The 16,590-nt window shown below is 71.8% G+C and carries 14 protein-coding genes and 1 riboswitch; of the genes, 10 read left to right on the forward strand and 4 right to left on the reverse strand.

The genetic code is table 11. The features are described from left to right. The first annotated feature begins 6 nt into the window (after positions 1-6). Positions 7-1,668: an ammonium transporter gene (locus tag AC0OO9_RS28330; RefSeq protein WP_484513660.1), complete on the forward strand. Its 1,662-nt coding sequence runs from the start codon at positions 7-9 to the stop codon at positions 1,666-1,668. A gap of 104 nt (positions 1,669-1,772) precedes the next feature. Here AC0OO9_RS28330 and AC0OO9_RS28335 read toward each other — a convergent pair whose 3' ends face one another. After that, positions 1,773-2,549, reverse strand: a complete 777-nt coding sequence (locus tag AC0OO9_RS28335; protein ID WP_484513662.1) for a YoaK family protein — start codon at positions 2,547-2,549, stop codon at positions 1,773-1,775. 132 nt (positions 2,550-2,681) lie between these two features. Here AC0OO9_RS28335 and AC0OO9_RS28340 point away from each other — a divergent pair, with 132 nt between their 5' ends. The 4 genes from AC0OO9_RS28340 (at position 2,682) to mshC (ending at position 6,313) form a co-directional block, all read left to right on the forward strand. Continuing rightward, positions 2,682-3,395 (forward strand): histidine phosphatase family protein, encoded by a 714-nt coding sequence (locus tag AC0OO9_RS28340; protein ID WP_484513664.1) that lies wholly within the window; start codon positions 2,682-2,684, stop codon positions 3,393-3,395. A gap of 193 nt (positions 3,396-3,588) precedes the next feature. After that, the gene (locus AC0OO9_RS28345) at positions 3,589-4,173 is read left to right on the forward strand and encodes a DUF3090 domain-containing protein (RefSeq protein ID WP_484513666.1); all 585 of its coding nucleotides are present in this window, start codon (positions 3,589-3,591) and stop codon (positions 4,171-4,173) included. Then, positions 4,170-4,988 carry an SCO1664 family protein gene (locus AC0OO9_RS28350; protein WP_393169677.1) on the forward strand — a complete coding sequence of 273 codons (819 nt, stop codon included), beginning with the start codon at positions 4,170-4,172 and terminating at the stop codon, positions 4,986-4,988. Before AC0OO9_RS28345 ends, AC0OO9_RS28350 begins: the two co-directional genes overlap by 4 nt. An 86-nt stretch (positions 4,989-5,074) precedes the next feature. Then, positions 5,075-6,313 carry a cysteine--1-D-myo-inosityl 2-amino-2-deoxy-alpha-D-glucopyranoside ligase gene (gene mshC, locus AC0OO9_RS28355; protein WP_484513668.1) on the forward strand — a complete coding sequence of 413 codons (1,239 nt, stop codon included), beginning with the start codon at positions 5,075-5,077 and terminating at the stop codon, positions 6,311-6,313. Between the two features lie 173 nt (positions 6,314-6,486). Here mshC and AC0OO9_RS28360 read toward each other — a convergent pair whose 3' ends face one another. Continuing rightward, the gene (locus tag AC0OO9_RS28360) at positions 6,487-7,278 is read right to left on the reverse strand and encodes a GntR family transcriptional regulator (protein ID WP_484513670.1); all 792 of its coding nucleotides are present in this window, start codon (positions 7,276-7,278) and stop codon (positions 6,487-6,489) included. A 125-nt stretch (positions 7,279-7,403) separates the two neighbouring features. Beyond that, a complete protein-coding gene (locus AC0OO9_RS28365) occupies positions 7,404-8,273 on the reverse strand; it encodes a PAC2 family protein (protein ID WP_101409578.1) in 870 nt (289 codons plus the stop codon). A gap of 261 nt (positions 8,274-8,534) precedes the next feature. Between AC0OO9_RS28365 and metH the strand changes: the two genes are divergently transcribed. The 3 genes from metH to AC0OO9_RS28380 all read left to right on the forward strand — a co-directional run bounded on the left by metH (position 8,535) and on the right by AC0OO9_RS28380 (position 13,383). Continuing rightward, positions 8,535-12,050, forward strand: coding sequence for a methionine synthase (gene metH, locus AC0OO9_RS28370; protein WP_484513673.1), 3,516 nt, complete (start codon positions 8,535-8,537; stop codon positions 12,048-12,050). A 689-nt stretch (positions 12,051-12,739) separates the two neighbouring features. Next, positions 12,740-12,961 carry a transposase gene (locus tag AC0OO9_RS28375; protein WP_484513675.1) on the forward strand — a complete coding sequence of 74 codons (222 nt, stop codon included), beginning with the start codon at positions 12,740-12,742 and terminating at the stop codon, positions 12,959-12,961. Next, positions 12,958-13,383 (forward strand): IS3 family transposase, encoded by a 426-nt coding sequence (locus tag AC0OO9_RS28380; RefSeq protein WP_484513676.1) that lies wholly within the window; start codon positions 12,958-12,960, stop codon positions 13,381-13,383. The genes AC0OO9_RS28375 and AC0OO9_RS28380 overlap by 4 nt, the downstream gene beginning before the upstream one ends. 72 nt (positions 13,384-13,455) lie before the next feature. On the opposite strand, the gene AC0OO9_RS28385 is transcribed toward AC0OO9_RS28380, so the two are convergent. Further along, positions 13,456-13,923: a hypothetical protein gene (locus tag AC0OO9_RS28385; protein ID WP_484513678.1), complete on the reverse strand. Its 468-nt coding sequence runs from the start codon at positions 13,921-13,923 to the stop codon at positions 13,456-13,458. A gap of 524 nt (positions 13,924-14,447) precedes the next feature. Here AC0OO9_RS28385 and AC0OO9_RS28390 point away from each other — a divergent pair. Both AC0OO9_RS28390 and AC0OO9_RS28395 read left to right on the forward strand, forming a co-directional pair. Next, the gene (locus AC0OO9_RS28390; protein ID WP_484513679.1) at positions 14,448-14,690 is read left to right on the forward strand and encodes a hypothetical protein; all 243 of its coding nucleotides are present in this window, start codon (positions 14,448-14,450) and stop codon (positions 14,688-14,690) included. A 270-nt stretch (positions 14,691-14,960) separates the two neighbouring features. Then, positions 14,961-16,025, forward strand: a complete 1,065-nt coding sequence (locus AC0OO9_RS28395; protein ID WP_484513681.1) for a golvesin C-terminal-like domain-containing protein — start codon at positions 14,961-14,963, stop codon at positions 16,023-16,025. 337 nt (positions 16,026-16,362) lie between these two features. Beyond that, positions 16,363-16,577, forward strand: a riboswitch (cobalamin riboswitch). Positions 16,578-16,590 lie beyond the last annotated feature (13 nt).

Consider the following 16,590-nt stretch of genomic DNA (forward strand, 5'->3'; position numbering starts at 1 on the left):
AGCCCCGTGCTCGCTCAGCAAGCGGTGAACTCGGGCGACACCGCCTGGGTGCTGGTCTGCACCGGCCTCGTGCTGTTCATGACCCCCGGCCTGGCCGCCTTCTACGGCGGGATGGTCCGCACCCGCAACGTGCTCGCGATGCTGCAGCAGAACATCGTCGCGCTGGGCGTCGTCAGCCTCACCTGGGTGCTGGTCGGCTACACCATCGCCTTCGGCGACGACGCCGGCACCGGCCTCTTCGGCAACCTCGAACTGCTCGGGCTGACCGACCTCGGCGTTCCGCCCGCGCCCAACCTGCACGTCGTCGCCGGCCAGGTGACCGTACCCACCCTGGCGTTCGTCGCCTACCAGATGATGTTCGCGGTGATCACTCCCGCGCTCGTCACCGGGGCCACCGCCGGCCGGCTGAAGTTTCTCGGCTGGGCCCTGTTCCTGGCCGTCTGGTCCATCGTGGTCTACGCACCGATCGCGCACTGGCTCTGGCACCCCGACGGCTGGCTGGCGAAGTTCGGCACCCAGGACTGGGCCGGCGGGCTGGTGGTCCACGCGTCGGCGGGCGCCGCGGTCCTGGGCACCCTGCTGGTGGTGAAACGCCGCCGTGACTGGCCGCGTACCGCCGCCCCGCCCAACTCGATCCCGTTGACCATCCTCGGCGCGGGCATCCTCTGGTTCGGCTGGTTCGGCTTCAACGGCGGGGACGGACTCCAGGCCAACGGGGTGGCCGCCCAGGCGCTGATCAACACCCACCTCGCCGCCGCGGCCGGCATGCTGGTCTGGCTGGTGGCGGAGCGGTTCAAGGACGGCCACAGCACCGTGGTGGGCAGCGTCTCCGGTGCCGTCGCGGGGCTCGCGACGGTCACCCCGGCCGCCGGGTACGTCAACGCGATCTCCGCCATCGTCATCGGCGCGATCGCCGGCATCGTCTGCCACACGGCGCTGCGGTTGAAGTACCTGCTCCGGCTCGACGACGCGCTGGACGTCCTGGCGGTGCACTTCGTCGGCGGCATGCTCGGCACGCTGCTGCTCGGCCTCTTCGGCGACAGCGGCGTGAACCCGCTCGGCAAGGACGGGCTCTTTCTCGGCGGCGGCGGATCCCTGCTCTGGCACCAACTCGTCGGCGTCCTCAGCGTGGTGGCCTTCGCCTTCGTGCTCAGCTGGGCGATAGCCGCCGCCGTGCAGGCGCTCGTCGGGCTCCGCGCCCCGGCCGACGAGCAGGACGACCTCGACCATGCCCAGCAGGGCGCCGCCGCGTACCACCTCGGTGGCGTCGCGGGGCTCAGCGGCACGGGCGCGCCGCAGCGCCGGCGGCACCGGGTCGGACGGGACGCCGCCGTGGCGCCCGCCCAGCCGGCTGGGCACGCCCGGCTGGTGACCGCGACGGTGGACCCGACCCTGCTGCCGACGACGCGGGAACTACGAGACGCCCTGCGCGGGGCGGGAGCCACCGCGATCGTGGTCTCCGACGCCACCGTCTCCACCGGCGAGCCGGCCTCTCGCGCGCTGCCCCGGGGCTACTGGCAGGACCAGGACCTCCTGGACCGGGCCCGGATCGAGGTGGTGGTGCGGCAGGAGGCGGTGCCCGCGGTGCTGGACGTGCTGGGCCGCTACGGCGCGGACCGGTCGGAGAGCTTCGTGCAGGACGTCCAGCCCGCGACGGACGTGCGCTGAACTCCGGCGGGCCAGCCGGATCCGGCTCGCGGCGGAGACGGGGGACCGGCGTGTCCCGGTGGACCTCCGGAGGCGGGCTCCGGCGCAGGGCCCGCCGGAGCGCGTCACCGCGGGGAGCGGACCTGCCGGAGCAGGAGCGCGACGGTCGACAGGGCGAGCGCCGCCCAGGCCGGCACCCAGAGCGGGCGTTCCTGCGCCAGGGTTCCGATGCCGCCACCGGCGGCGTAGCAGGCAAGCCCCAGCAGCCCGAGGAGCGCGCCCTGCCGGGCCCGCCTGCGCCCCCGGCCGGGTCCCACGAGCCAACGGCCGACGCGCTCGCCGGTCTTCGCCACCGTGCCCGACTGGTAGGTGATGGCGGTGGTGATGCCGGCGGTGCGGGCGAACAGCGTCGCCAGGGCGCCCAGGGCGAGGCCGCCGGAGGCGGCCAGCGCGACGCGCGGCAGCCCGCCCTGGTGGCCGTAGCGGAGCAGGACGTTGAGCACCGCCCACAGCGACATCGCGAGCACGGCGGCGGCGAGCCCTCGCGCGGACGGCGAGGACCGGCTGTGGGCCGCGCGTACCTGCGAGACCACGCCCGTGCCGACGGCGAACGCGACGAGCGAGGCCGCCGACTCGGGCCAGGTGGGATGTCGCCCGGCCATGCTGAGGCCCAGGAAGATGGCGTTGCCCGACTGGTTGGCGACGAACGCGCCGTAGCGCAGGAAGGCGAAGGCGTCCACGAAGCCGGCGATCGCCGTGGTGAGGGCCAGGACCAGCAGCGGTCGTCGGAACTCGCGGTACGAGTCGTCGGGGTCCGGGGTGTCGCGGCCCGTCGAGGACTGCGGGGAAGCCGAGTCGCCCATCGCGTCGCACTCACCCTCCGAGAGAGGACCCTGGAGCACCCGCCGTCGGTGTGGACCGACCAATCCTCATGTTATTTGACTTTTGTGAAGGAACCGGGTGGATGCTGCATACCTGTCATCTCGGCACGCTGACGGAGGGTCACTGTCGGGCGCAGGTCATAGGGTGGTCCCGTGGCGACCCTTCTGCTTCTGCGACACGGCCGGACGACCGCGAACGCCGACGGCGGGCTGGCCGGCCGTCAGCCCGTCGAGCTGGACGACACGGGCCGGGCCCAGGCGAGCGCGGTCGGCGAGCGACTGCGGGCCCTGCCGTTCGCGGCGGTGGTGACCAGCCCGCTGATCCGGTGCCGGCAGACCCTGGAGCTGGCGCTGCCCGGGGTCGCCCCGGTGGTGGAGGAAGGGCTGATCGAGTGCGGCTACGGGGCCTGGGAGGGGCAGCCGCTGAAGAAGCTCGCCAAGGAGCCGCTCTGGCCGGTGGTCCAGCAGCACCCGAGCGCGGCGGTCTTTCCGGAGGGGGAGGCGATGGCGGCGATGGCGGCGCGGGCGGTCGCCGCCGTACGCACCTGGGACGCGCGGATCACCGCCGAGCACGGCCCGGAGGCCGTCTGGTTGGCGTGCAGCCACGGCGACGTGATCAAGGCGATCGTGGCCGACGCGCTCGGCGTACACCTGGATCTGTTCCAGCGGATCGTGGCCGACCCCGCCTCCGTGACGGCGATCCGCTACACGCCGCTGCGGCCGTTCCTGATGCGGCTCAACGACACCGGCGGCGACCTGGCCGGGCTGGTGCCGCCGCCGCGCAAGCGGCGCCGACGGGCGACGCGGGCGGCCGGCGCGGCCGACTCCGACGCGCCGGTCGGCGGCGGCGCGGGGGCGGGCCGGTGACCGGCCGGCAACGCCCCGGCCCGCGGCCTCGGGGCACGGCGGACCTGGGCCGGTCGAACGGGTCGGCGGCGGGTCGGCTCCGGCCACCCGCCACGCCCGGGTACGGGGGCCGGTGTGCCGGGCGCGGCGGGCGCGCGGCGATTCGCGTCGGTGGGGTGCGCGGCGCTGTGGCGCGCCGGATAGGGTCGTGGGTATGACCCACCAGGTGCACGCCTTCGAGCCGCCGGAGCGGTTCGTCGCCGGGACGGTCGGGCCGCCGGGGGAGCGCACGTTCTTCCTCCAGGCGCGCGGCGGTGGCCGGCTGGTCAGCGTCGCGCTGGAGAAGGTCCAGGTGTCGTTGCTGGCCGAGAAGCTCGAGGAGTTGCTCTCCGAGGCGCAACGCCGCTTCGGGGTGGAACTGCCCGAGCCGGTGGCCGCCGTCGGCGACAACGACCCGCTGGACACCCCCGTCGACGAGGAGTTCCGGGTCGGCACGCTCGGGCTGGCGTTCGACGTCGACACCGCGACCGTGGTGATCGAGGCCATCGCCGTGGGCGAGGCGGAGGTCGAGGTCGAGCTCGGCGAGCCCGACGAGGACGAGGACGCCGAGGACGAGGACGAGGAACCGGACGAGGACCTCGACCGGCTCCGGGTGCGGCTGACCCCCGAGGCGACCCGACAGTTCATCGAGCGGGCCCGGCGGGTGGTCAACGCCGGTCGTCCGCCCTGCCCGCTCTGCGGCCAGCCCCTCGACCCCGCCGGTCATCTCTGTCCGCGCCACAACGGTTATCACCGGTGACGTCGTCGGATCTCCAGCCCCGACAGGACGGCGAGGCCGCGCTCCGCTTGCTGCGTGACGGTCACCTCGACCTGGAGGGGCGGCTCGTCGACGCCTCCAACACCACCCTGCGCGGCATCCTGACCCTCGACGGGGTGACGGCCCGCTGCGTCTACAAGCCGGTGCGGGGCGAGCGACCGCTGTGGGACTTCCCGGACGGCACGCTGGCCGGCCGGGAGGTCTCGGCGTACGTGGTCTCCCGGGCGACCGGCTGGGACCTGGTGCCGCCGACCGTGCTGCGCGACGGTCCGTTCGGCCCGGGATCCTGTCAGCTCTGGATCGACGAGCCGGAGGAGGCCGAGCCCCTGGTCGGGTTCGTGCCGGCCGACGCGCTGCCGCCCCGGTGGTTCCCGATCGCGGCGGCCCGCGACGACGACGGCACACCGTACGCGCTGGCGCACGCCGACGATCCGCGGCTGGCCCGGCTCGCGGTGCTCGACGCCGTGATCAACAACGCGGACCGTAAGGGTGGGCACGTGCTGGTCGGTCCGGACGACCGGATCTACGGCGTCGACCACGGGGTGAGCTTCCACGTCGAGGAGAAGCTGCGCACGGTGCTCTGGGGCTGGGCCGGGCGGCAGTTGCCGGCGGACGCCGTGGAGATGCTCGACGCCCTCGCCGGCCAGCTTTCCGGGGCACTCGGTGCCGAGCTGGCCGAGCACCTGACCATCCGGGAGGTCGCCGAGCTGGCGGCCCGGGTCGACCGGCTGCGGCACACCGGCCTGTTCCCGCAGCCCTCGCAGGACTGGCCGGCGGTGCCCTGGCCCCCCATGTGACGCGCCCGGTCCGTCCCGCGGCGCTGTCATGTTGATCACTGTGGGCCGGGCCTGCCGCGCCGCGCCGGCTGGTTAGGCTGACGGTCATGGACTCTTGGGCGGGACATGAGGTGCCGCGGCTGCCGGGCAGGGGCCAGCCGCTGTCGTTGTACGACTCGGCGCGGCAGGGCGCCCACCCGAGCGATCCGGCCGGCACCGCGACCATGTACGTCTGCGGCATCACCCCGTACGACGCCACGCACCTGGGCCACGCCGCCACCATGATCGCGTTCGACCTGGTGCAGCGGGTGTGGCGGGACGCCGGCCGGGACGTGCACTACGTGCAGAACGTCACCGACATCGACGACCCGCTGCTGGAGCGGGCCGAGCGGGACGGCGAGGACTGGAAGGTCCTGGCGATGCGGGAGACCGCGCTGTTCCGCGAGGACATGGAGGCGCTGCGGATCATCCCGCCGGCGCACTACGTCGGCGCGGTGGAGTCGATCCCCGACATCGCCGACAAGGTCCTCCTGCTGCTCAAGGACGGGGCCGCGTACCGCCTGGAGGACGGCACCGGCGACGTCTACTTCGACATCGCCGCCACCCCCCGCTTCGGCTACGAGTCCAACCTGACCCGGGAGCAGATGCTGGAGATCTTCCCCGAGCGCGGGGGCGACCCGGACCGGGCCGGCAAGCGCGACCCGCTCGACCCGCTGCTGTGGCGGGGCGCCCGCGAGGGCGAGCCGTCCTGGCCGGGCGGCGAGCTGGGCGCGGGCCGTCCCGGCTGGCACATCGAGTGCACGGTCATCGCGCTCAACCTGCTCGGCGACCGGATCGACGTGCAGGGCGGCGGCAACGACCTGATCTTCCCCCACCACGAGTGCTCCGCCGCGCACGCCGAGCGGCTCACCGGCGCCGCGCCCTTCGCACAGCACTACGTGCACGCCGGCATGATCGGCCTCGACGGCGAGAAGATGTCGAAGTCCCGGGGCAACCTGGTCTTCGTCTCGCGGCTGCGCGCCGACCAGGTCGACCCGATGGCGGTCCGGCTGGCCCTGCTCTCGGGGCACTACCGCACCGACCGCGCCTGGACCGACGAACTGCTCGCGACGTCGCTGGAGCGGCTGGCCCGCTGGCGGCGGGCCGCCGCCGCGCCCGCCGGCCCGTCGGGCGAGGAGTTCCTGGCCGGCGTACGCGCCCGCCTCGCCGACGACCTGGACTCGCCGGGCGCCCTGGCGCTGGCCGACGGGTGGGCCGAGGCGACCCTCGCCGGCACCGCGGACGACCCGGCCGCCCCCGCCCTCTTCGCCGCCACCCTGGACGCCCTCCTCGGCATCCACCTCTGACCCGCCCCCGCCCTCGGCCCTCGCTCCCGCCCGCCGCCCCGCCGTGGCCCCGCCCCTCGCGAGGTCGATCATGCAATTGTGGTGCCCCGCGAAAGGTGCATAACGGCGGTAACTGCCCACCAGAAGTGCATGATCGACGGGGCGGGAGCGGGCAGGGCGGGGCGGAGGGTCGGTCAGCCGAGGACGAGGCCCGGGTCCGGGGCGGGGTCGGGGGCCGGGGCGGGGATCTTGTACTCCTCGGTCAGCGTGGTGACCGGGCCGGGCCAGGTGGCCTGGGCGACCTCGATCGGCTTGCGGTGGCCGTCGTAGGCCACGTGCAGCAGGTGCAGCACCGGGGTGTCGGGGCGGATCTGGAGGATCTCGGCCTCCTCCCGGCTGGGCTGGCGGGCGCTGATGGTGTCGGTGGCGGAGACGTACCGCCGGCCGGTGGCCTCCTCGGCCTCCTGGTAGAGCGGCCGGCCGAACGCCTCGGCGCGCTCCAGCGAGGTGCCGGCGGTGTCGGCGGGCAGGAACCACGAGGCGCCCACCTCGACGGGGGAGTCCTCGGTGCGTACGAGGTGGCGGCGGCAGAGCAGGTCGGTGCCGTCGGCGACGCCGAACGCGTCGGCCACCTCCGGCGGGGCGGGGGCCCTGCCGACGGAGACGAGCTGCTGCCGGTACCGCGCGGCCAGGTCGGTGTGGTAGCCGCGGAAGCCGCCGTAGCGGCCCCGGGAGAGCCGGTTGAGCCGCCGCCGGGTGCCTCGGACGTACGTCCCGGAGCCGGGCTTGGTGATCAGGATGCCCTCGACCCGCAGCTGGTCGACGGCGCGCTGCACGGTCTGCTTCGCCACGCCGAACATCTCGGCGATGGCCGGGATGGACGGCAGTCGCTCGCCCGGTGCCCAGTCGCCGCGGCGGATCTGGGTCTTGAGCTGCGCGGCGATCTGCCGGTGCGGGAACTCGGCCGCCCCCGGGTTGATCTGCATACCCGCCTCCTCGATGACAGCTAGGTTCCTAGGATGCCTTAGGGGTGGTGACCGCGCCACCCCGGACACGCAAAAGACCGGCCCCGGACGACGCGCGTCCGGGGCCGGTGCGGCAGGGGAGAGTGCTACCAGGAGCCGGCCGTGGGGCCGGCGGAGCCGCCGCGGCGGCGCAGGTACTTCTCGAACTCCTGGGCGATCTCGTCACCGGTCAGCGGGGTGATGCCCGCGTCGCCGACGCGTTCCTCCAGCTCGCGCACGTACTCGCCGAGCTCGGCGTCCTGCTCGGCGGCGCTGCGCACCCGCTGCTCCCACTCGGCGGCCTCCTCGGCCAGGTCGGCCATGGGCACCGGCAGGTCGAGCACCTCCTCGACGCGGTGCAACAGGGCGAGGGTGGCCTTCGGGCAGGGCGGGTTGTTGGCGTAGTGCGGCACGTGCACCCAGAACGAGACGGCGTCGACCTCGGCCTTGTTGCAGGCGTCGTGCAGCACGCCGACGATCCCGGTCGGCCCGTCGTAGCGGGTGGGGGTGAGCTGGTAGCGCTGGGCGGCCTCCGCGTCGGAGGCGCTGCCGCTGATCGGCAGCGGCCGGGTGTACGGCACGTCGGCCAGCAGCGCGCCGAGCACGACGACCCGCTCGACCTCCAGGCTGTGGCAGATCTCCAGCACCTGCTCGCAGAAGGTGCGCCACCGCATGCTCGGCTCGATGCCCCGGATCAGCACGACGTCCCGCTCGGTGCCCTCGGGGCTGGCCACCATGAAGCGCGTCGTCGGCCACTCCACCCGGCGGGTCTCGCCCTCGGCCATGGTGATCGTGGGGCGGCTGACCTGGAAGTCGTAGAAGTCCTCCGGGTCCAGCTCCGTGACCTGCCGGGCCTGCCACACCTGCTCCAGGTGCTCGACGGCGGCGGTGGAGGCGTCGGCGGCGTCGTTCCAGCCCTCGAACGCGGCGATCGCCACGGGGGACCGCAGCACCGGCAGTCCGTCGAACTCGGTCACGCCGTCACCTCACCCTGCTCGTCGGGGGCGGCGCCGGGACCGGACCCGGTCGTCCGCCCGCCGGGCGTGGTGCTGTCGCTGTTGTCCTTCACGTCCGTCAGCCTACGTGTCGGGGCGGGCTGCGGCCCGTCGGCCGCGCCGGTCGAGCCCGGCTCCGGCCGGCCATACCACGATGAACCGGACAGCGTGATCCCGCTGACACAATGTGGGAAGGCACGTGCGGGGGAATCCATCGGCGGGCGACGGCACTAACCTGATCCTGTGCGGACCTCATTGCTCGACGTACTGGCAGACCGGATTCTCATCGCCGACGGCGCGATGGGCACGATGCTGCAGGCGGCCGACCTCACCCTGGACGACTTCGAGGGCTACGAGGGCTGCAACGAGGTCCTCAACGCCACCCGACCGGACGTCGTGCGCGGGGTGCACGAGGCGTACCTGGCCGCCGGCGCGGACTGCGTCGAGACCAACACCTTCGGGGCCAACCTGGCCAACCTGGGTGAGTACGACATCCAGCACCGCATCCGCGAGCTCTCCGAGGCCGGGGCCCGCCTCGCCCGGGAGGCCGCCGACGCGTACGCCACCCCCGAGCGGCCCCGCTTCGTGCTGGGCTCGATCGGCCCGGGCACCAAGCTGCCCACCCTGGGGCACGCCGACTACGCGACCCTGCGCGACGCGTACCAGGAGAACGCCGAGGGCCTGATCGAGGGCGGGTCGGACGCGCTGATCGTGGAGACCTGTCAGGACCTGCTCCAGGTCAAGGCCGCCGTCGTCGGCTCGAAGCGGGCGATGGCCCGGCTCGGCCGGACGGTGCCGATCATCTGCCACGTCGCGGTGGAGACCACCGGCACCATGCTGGTGGGCAGCGAGATCGGGGCGGCGTTGGCGGCCATCGAGCCGTTGGGCGTCGACCTGATCGGGTTGAACTGCTCGACCGGGCCGGCCGAGATGGGCGAGCACCTGCGCTACCTGTCCCGACACTCCCGGATTCCGCTGTCGGTGATGCCGAACGCGGGCCTGCCGGTGCTGACCGCCGACGGGGCGTACTTCCCGCTGACTCCCGTGGAGCTGGCCGACGCGCTGGAGCGGTTCGTCACCGAGTACGGCGTCTCGCTGGTGGGTGGCTGCTGCGGCACCACCCCCGAGCACATCCGGGTCCTCTCGGAGCGCCTGCACGGCACGCGCCCGGCATCCCGCGAGCCGCGGCACGAGGCTGGCGTCTCGTCGGTCTACCACCCGGTGCCGTTCGCCCAGGACGCCTCCCTGCTGATGGTGGGGGAGCGCACCAACGCCAACGGCTCCAAGGCGTTCCGCGAGGCCATGCTCGCCGGCGACTGGCGGGCCTGCGTCGAGATCGCCCGTAGCCAGGCCCGCGACGGCTCACACCTGCTGGACCTGTGCGTCGACTACGTCGGCCGCGACGGCACCCAGGACATGCGGGAACTCGCCGGCCGCTTCGCCACCGCCTCCACCCTGCCGATCATGCTGGACTCGACCGAGCCGCAGGTGGTCGAGGCGGGCCTGGAGATGCTCGGCGGCCGGTGCGTGGTCAACTCGGTCAACTTCGAGGACGGTGACGGGCCGGAGTCCCGCTACGCCCGGGTGATGCCCATCGTCAAGGAGCACGGTGCCGCCGTGGTGGCGCTGCTCATCGACGAGGAGGGGCAGGCGCGCACCGCCGACTGGAAGGTGCGGGTCGCGGGGCGGCTCATCGACGACCTCACCGGGCGGTGGGGGATGGACCGCGCGGACATCCTGATCGACGCGCTGACCTTCCCGATCGCCACCGGCCAGGAGGAGACCCGGCGCGACGGCATCGAGACCATCGAGGCGATCCGCGAGATCGCCCGCCGCTGGCCGGGCGTCAACTTCACCCTCGGCATCTCCAACGTCTCGTTCGGACTCAACCCGGCGGCCCGGCAGGTGCTCAACTCGGTCTTCCTGCACGAGTGCCGAGAGGCCGGCCTGACCAGCGCCATCGTGCACGCCAGCAAGATCCTGCCGTTCAACAAGATCCCCGACGAGCAGCGGGAGGTGGCGCTGGACCTCGTCTACGACCGCCGCCGCGAGGGCTACGACCCGGTGCAGAGGTTCATCGAGATCTTCGAGGGCGTGGACGCGGCGTCGGCGCGCGCCGGCCGGGCGGAGGAGTTGGCCGCGCTGCCGCTGGAGGAGCGGCTCAAGCGGCGGATCATCGACGGCGAGCGCAACGGCCTGGAGGCCGACCTGGACGCGGCGATGGCGCAGGGGCGCAGCCCGCTGTCCATCATCAACGACATCCTGCTCGACGGCATGAAGGTCGTCGGCGAGCTGTTCGGCTCCGGTCAGATGCAGCTGCCGTTCGTGCTCCAGTCCGCCGAGGTGATGAAGACCGCCGTGGCGTACCTGGAGCCGCACATGGAGACCGCCGAGGACGGCGGCAAGGGCCGCATCGTGCTGGCCACGGTGCGCGGGGACGTGCACGACATCGGCAAGAACCTGGTGGACATCATCCTGTCCAACAACGGCTACGAGGTCGTCAACATCGGCATCAAGCAGCCGATCAACGCGATCCTGGAGGCCGCCGAGCAGCACCGGGCCGACGCGATCGGCATGTCCGGGCTGCTGGTCAAGAGCACGGTGATCATGAAGGAGAACCTGGCCGAGATGGCGTCGCGCGGGGTCGCGGAGCGCTGGCCGGTGCTGCTGGGCGGCGCGGCGCTGACCCGGGCGTACGTCGAGGACGACCTGCGGGCGATGTTCCCCGGCCAGGTGCACTACGCCCGGGACGCCTTCGAGGGACTGTCGCTGATGGACCGGGTGATGACGGCCAAGCGCGGCGGGGCGCCCGTGATCGACGCGGAGCGGGAGGCGGCCCTGGCGGCCCGGCGGGCGCGCCGCGAGCGGCAGCGCGCGATCGTCAGCGAGTCGTTGCCGGAGCTGGACGACGCGTCGGTGCGCTCCGACGTGGCCACCGACGTGGAGGTGCCCGCGCCGCCGTTCCTGGGCACCCGGGTGGTCAAGGGCGTGCCGCTGGCCGACTACGCGGCGCTGCTCGACGAGCGGGCCACCTTCCTCGGGCAGTGGGGCCTGCGGGGCGCCCGCAGCGGGCAGGGGCCGTCCTACGAGGAGCTGGTGGAGACCGAGGGCCGGCCCCGGCTGCGCTACTGGCTGGACCGGCTGATCGCCGACCAGGTGCTGGAGGCGGCCGTGGTGTACGGCTACTTCCCGGCGTACGCCGAGGGCAACGACCTGGTGGTGCTGGACGAGAACGGGCACTCCGAGCGGGCGCGGTTCTCCTTCCCCCGGCAGCGGCAGGAGCGGCGGCTCTGCCTGGCCGACTTCTTCCGCCCGCGCGGCGACGAGCTGGACGTGGTGGCGTTGCAGCTGGTCACCGTGGGGCAGCCGATCAGCGAGTACACGGCGAAGATGTTCGCCCGCAACGAGTACCGCGACTACCTGGAGGTGCACGGGCTGTCCGTACAGCTCACCGAGGCCCTCGCGGAGTACTGGCACCGCCGGATCCGCGCCGAGCTGACCCTGCCTGGCGGCCGTACGGTGGCCGACGACGACCCGGCGGACCTGGCGGGTCTGCTGCGCACCGACTACCGGGGCTGCCGGTACGCGTTCGGCTATCCGGCCTGCCCGGACCTGGAGGACCGGGCGAAGATCGTGGAACTGCTGGGCGCGGAGCGGATCGGTGTGCAGTTGTCGGAGGAGTTCCAGCTGATGCCGGAGCAGGCGACGGACGCGATCGTGGTGCACCACCCGGAGGCGAGCTACTTCAACGCCAAGTGACGGGTGTAGGTGCCCTGAGCTGGGGTTCAAGCGTCCGGAGGGCTGCTGAACCATGATCATGCCGTCTCCAGGCCGTCAGCGGCTTCGGGCCGTTCTCGGCTGGCCTGGTCCTCACCGAACGCCGCATCAATGGCCCGGCGCGTACGGTCCTCGCTGTTCGGCAGGAGGTGCGTGTAGGTCCGCAGGGTGAATCCCGGTTCGGTGTGACCGAGGTAGGTCGACAGTCGGGGCTGTAGCCCACGTCATGCAGCCACGCGGAGGCTACGAGTACATCCCGGTCCTCGGCCGGAACCGCCCTGCTGATCCTGTCCGCTTTGGCCCACGCCATCCCGTGTCCGGGCGGTGGCGAGGCAGAGACGGCCGGCTGCCGGCGAAGTGGACGCTCCTATTGATGTCAAGTTTCGAGGGGGCGGGCCAGGGCCCTGAGGAGGTCGGTAAAAGTGGGCGTCACGGTCCGCCAGGAGATCTGGCGGGGGTCCGTCCAGATGTCGGACGCCACGACCCGCGGATCGGTCGTGTCTGTGCGGTAGTCCAGGTGAGGTTCCCCCGGTAGCTCGGAGGCTTTCGATCATGCTCTGATGGAGCTGAAGGGAGTCATCCGTGGCAGCACCGAAGAAGTACCCCGATGAGCTGCGTGAACGTGCGGTGCGTTTGTACCGGGAGTCGGATCCGAAGCCGGTGTCCGCCAGTTGGCGCGGCAGCTTGGTGTGCATCACGAGGCGTTGCGGAACTGGATCCGTCAGGACGAGGCCGACCGGGGTCAGCGGGACGATCGGCCGACGACCTCTGAGTTGGAGGAGTTGCGCCGGTTGCGGCGGGAAAACGCCGAGTTGAAGCGGGCCAACGAGATCCTGAAGGCCGCGTCGGCTTTTTTCGCCTCGGAACTCGACCCGACCCGGCGACGGTCGTGACGCTCGTTGACGAGCTGCGCGATCGCTTCGGGGTCGAGCCCGTCCTCCGGGTTATCGGCGTGGCCGTCTCCACCTACTACGGCTGGCTCGCCCAGGCCGCGCAACCGTCACGGCGGCGCCGCGAGGATGCGGAACTGGCGGTGGAGATCGCGGAGATCCATGACGTCTCCGGCGGCACCTACGGCAGTCCGCGGGTGCATGCGATGCTGCGCCGGCAGGGCCGCCACGTGAGCCGCAAGCGGGTGGAGCGGTTGATGCGCGCCGCCGGCCTGCAAGGGGCGTTCCTGCGCAAGAAGTGGCGCATCCCGTCGACCAAGTCGAACCCGAAGGCGACACCGGCTCCGGACTTGGTCAACCGGCAGTTCACCGCCGCGGCGCCGACGGCTGTGGGTCGCCGCCGCCATGCGTCAAGGCCCGCTTGACGTGGCGGGCTGGGCGGCGGCCCGCTCCCCAGGAGGGCGGGCCGACGGCAGACAGGGATGGCTAGGGGAGCCTTACGGCTTTTGCTCAAGCAAAGCGAGCTCACGGGTGGGAAAGGGTGCCTCTATCCAGGACTTGTGGTATCCATCTTCGCCGTGTTCCTCAAGCACTGCCACCGCCATATCCTGAACTGCTTCGATGAAATGCGGTACTGAAACTTTCCCCTCCCAGCACGGCACACCGCCCGCCCACCTGTTGTTGTCGGTGAAAAGGTCATCGAATCGGACGATTTCGACGTACATCGTGTTATTGGCGACGCTCGAGAAGAACATTCGGTGCCCGTGGGGTTCGTCGAGAAAGTGAGTGAAAGTGGCGCTTGAGCCAAGCTTTAGATCCAAGGTAGCCGTCAGTAGATCTTTGAGTGCATCGCCGACGTAGGAAGTTCGAAGGCGTAGCGTTTCCTCACCCGATGTCCAGGTGAAGTACGCCCAACCGGGTCCTCCGAGCGTCCATTTCAGAGCGGGCGTGTGCAGTGCTGGCATCACTCGATCCTAGGGCCCTGCTGAATGCCGCACGGTGGGGTCGGGCCGGATACGGCGTCCATACCTGAGATCCAAGCCACGTGGGTGCGCTCCCCACGAGGGCGGGTCGACGGCGGGATGGCAGCGTGTTGGCTGTGTTGGTTACCGTGCGGGTATGACTGGCGCGGCATGGGGAGTCGTTGCACTCTTGCTGCTGGCTGTCGCCGGTGCGGCGGTGGTGGCTCGGCGTCGGGGATCATCACGGGTGCTGGATCGCGAGGAGCAGTTGCGATTGGCCAGGCGTGCCGCCCAGCAGATCGACCGGGAAGCTCGGAGAGCGAAGCGCGGCAGCCTGCGTGGTAGGGGTGGCGGGGGCGACGTGGGCCTCTCGCATGACGCAGCCTATGGGAGCGAGGGCGGCACACCCGGTACGCCGTAGTGCGAGTTTCGCTTTCTCGCAGCTCGCCGACCCGTGATCGTTCCTTCGGACGAAGCGGTCGAGGCTGAGGGGTGAGGTGGCATCGCTGTCGTGGCAGCATGCGGCGGTGACCTTCGATGATGACCGGTACCTGGATGCCTTCGTCGACTACAGCAGGGGGCATCACTTCGTTCGACTTGACGTCGAAGTGCCAGCGGAGACTCTGACGGAAGGGTTGGCCGGCCCCGATGACGACGTGCCACACGGCTCGTTGTGGTTGTCGGCGGACCGGGCGGAGGCGCTGGCTAGGTCGTTGCTCAGTTGCGCGGCAGAGGTGAGGGAACAGAGCCGCAGGCAGACGCGTGAGTGACTAACCGGATGACGATCGGGTTGGACGCCGACGAGTTGCGTCAGCCGAAGGGACTCGGGATCGACCAGGGGCTGTGGGAGAGCGGCTGTGCCCTGACGTGAGCGCGTCCGACGACTGCGTGGGCCCTCGATCGCCGGTGGTGACGGCGCGACGACCCTGGGGGGAGGAAACCTTCGGAGCTCAGATCAGTTGGCGTAGACATCTTTCATCGGACATCGACCTGCCGCTATATTGCGGGCACTGTCGATCTCTCCCGATGACGAGGTGCACATGTTCGACAACCGGACGCTGCGGCGGCGTACCCTCCTTGCGGCCGTCGCCGGTGCCGCGGCCGTCCCCATGGTCGCCGGCCCCGCGTGGGCGGCGTTGCCGAAGGTCTACATCGACCCGGGCCACGGCGGCACCGACCCCGGCGCGGTCGGCAACGGGCTGCAGGAGAAGGCCCTGACGCTCGACATCTCCCTGCAGCTGCGCAACATCCTGCTCGCCAACTGGGCCGTTGACGTCCGGATGTCCCGGACGACCGACATCACCCGCAGCCTGGCGTACCGCACCGACGACGCCAACGCGTGGGGCGCGAACCTGCTGGTGAGCGTGCACATCAACTCCGGCGGTGGCACCGGCTTCGAGAGCTACCGTTACCCGACGTCGGACGCCGCCACCGTCAATCTGCACAACGCCCTGCACCCGAGGGTGATCGGTGGCATGCGGACGATCGGTGGGGTCACCGATCGGGGGCTGAAGACCGCGAATTTCCACATGCTGCGCGAGTCGGCCATGCCCGCGGTGCTGACCGAGAACCTCTTCATCGACTCCGTCGCCGACTCGAACCTGCTCAAGCGCGCCGACTTCATCACCGCCACCGCCCGTGGCCACGCCGAGGGCATCGCCGCCTACCTCGGCCTGAGCGCCCCCAACCCGCCCACGTTCAGCACCATCGTGGACAACACCACGGCGGGGCGGTTCACGGCGAGCACCAACTGGGGCACCTCCTCGTACTCCGCCCAGCGTTACGGGGCCGACTACCGCTTCGCCAACCCCACGCTGGCCAGCGACTCCGCCTGGTTCAAGGTGAACATCCCGGCGGCCGGCAACTACCGCGTCGAGGTGCGGCACCCGGCCGACCCCGGCTACAACAGCTCGGCCCCGCACGTCGTCGTCACCGCCTCGGGCAACCGTACGGTCAGCGTGGACCAGCGCTCCAGCGGCGGCGTCTGGCGCTCGCTGGGCACCTTCGGGCTGGCCGCCGGCGACCGGAACCTGGTCGCGGTCAGCCGCTGGACCAGCACCACCGGCTACGTGGTGGCCGACGCGGTCCGGGTCACCCGGGTCTAGGAACACCGCCGAGCTGCGGTCGGGCTGAGGCCGAGCGTTCGGCAGGCGGCGCCACGCCGCGCGGTCCTCCTCCACCGCCACCAGCGCGCCGACAGACCCACCCGAAACGTGATCAGGACGCCATGGACGTGACCCGGCGGTTTTGGGGTCCATGGCGTCCTGATCACCGTTTGCGGGGCGCCGCGGTTGAGCGGCCCTGCGGCACCGTGTCGCGGCGCTAGCTCATGGCCGGTGCATCGACGCGGGCTTCTGGCTGGCGATCGACGGGTGTGACCCGCGCCGCCGCCGACACGCCCGGGACCGACATGTGGGGTGTGACAACGGCGCCAACCCTATATATGGTGTCGGCGCAGCTGGTTCGGCCGCTCATCCGGAGTGGTCGAGGCAAGAGGGAACCCGGTGGGAATCCGGGACTGCCCCGCAGCGGTGAGTGGGAACGACCGCCGTCATCAGCACTGGGCCGCCAGCGGCCTGGGAAGCGACGGCCAGTAGGAGACCGGCGAGTCCGGTCGCGCCCGCGAGTCCGAAGACCTGCCAGTGCGCCGTACGCCCGATTCCGGGTGTG

The sequence above is a fragment of the Micromonospora sp. USAFONa4 genome (assembly GCF_057197825.1).

Bases quoted from the DNA above. Each gene is read 5' to 3' on its own strand.
- AC0OO9_RS28345 (WP_484513666.1), top strand. From the start codon at position 3,589: ATGACCCACCAGGTGCACGCCTTCGAGCCGCCGGAGCGGTTCGTCGCC.
- mshC (WP_484513668.1), top strand. From the start codon at position 5,075: ATGGACTCTTGGGCGGGACATGAGGTGCCGCGGCTGCCGGGCAGGGGC.
- AC0OO9_RS28360 (WP_484513670.1), bottom strand. From the start codon at position 7,278: ATGCAGATCAACCCGGGGGCGGCCGAGTTCCCGCACCGGCAGATCGCC.
- AC0OO9_RS28385 (WP_484513678.1), bottom strand. From the start codon at position 13,923: ATGCCAGCACTGCACACGCCCGCTCTGAAATGGACGCTCGGAGGACCC.
- AC0OO9_RS28395 (WP_484513681.1), top strand. From the start codon at position 14,961: ATGTTCGACAACCGGACGCTGCGGCGGCGTACCCTCCTTGCGGCCGTC.